Annotated in this window: 2 pseudogenes; both read right to left on the bottom strand. The window is 35.3% G+C overall.

From position 1 onward, the window contains the following. A pseudogene (locus NYG92_RS09140) lies at positions 1 to 377 on the bottom strand (group III truncated hemoglobin); the annotation flags it as partial. 24 nt (positions 378 to 401) lie between these two features. Continuing rightward, positions 402 to 788: pseudogene (locus NYG92_RS09135) on the bottom strand (hydrogenase formation protein HypD); the annotation flags it as partial.

Raw genomic sequence — 788 nt, 5'->3', positions numbered from 1 at the left:
ACTCTCATACAGCACATATTGAAATCTTTGTGCTATCATTTCAGCTCTTTGAAAAATCAGTCTTTGATGCTCTGGCTCTTTATAAACGCATTCTAAACTTTCTTTAAAAAGCTTAAGCCACACAGCAAAAAGCTCTCTAGGAAAAGGTGCTAAACAATATGCGTTCGCATAGGATTTCCTTTAAAATTTCCACTTCCTAGCAATAAACCCTCCCAAAAATTTGCGATTTTTTCCTTATGATTACTCCAGCTTGTATCATCTGTGCCGATTTTATTGTTAAAAATTTCCCCAAGTCCGCTTTTATCGACTCTTACTTTCGCATAAAAAATATCCATAAGACTGCGAATAGAATTAGCATCAATGCTTTCAAATTTCATTTTAAATTTCATTTTATCTCCTTTTTAATGACAGATAGCATATTTATAATACGCCGCACAAGCACCCTCGCCTGAAACCATACAACTGCCTATGGGATTTTTCGGTGTGCAAACCTTGCCAAAAACTTTGCACTCATAAGGCTTTGCCAAGCCTCTTAAAATTTGACCACAAATACAAGCTTTATTTTCACTCCTACTTTTAACCTCGCAATCATAAAGCTTACTTGCATCATATCTTGCAAATTCTTCTCTAAGCTCTAAGCCACCATTTTTTATAAGTCCTAAACCTCTAAATTCAAAATCGCAAGGCTTGAAATATTTTTGAACCAAATTTTGTGCCTTGACATTACCCAAGCGACTCACAACCCTTGAGTATTGATTATAAATTTCGGCTTTTTGGGCGTTTTTTTG

It is taken from the genome of Campylobacter felis, from assembly GCF_030250085.1.
Lineage (GTDB): Bacteria > Campylobacterota > Campylobacteria > Campylobacterales > Campylobacteraceae > Campylobacter_D > Campylobacter_D upsaliensis.
Note: the sequence above shows the minus strand (reverse complement) of the source record. Positions and strands in the feature narration are given on the sequence as shown.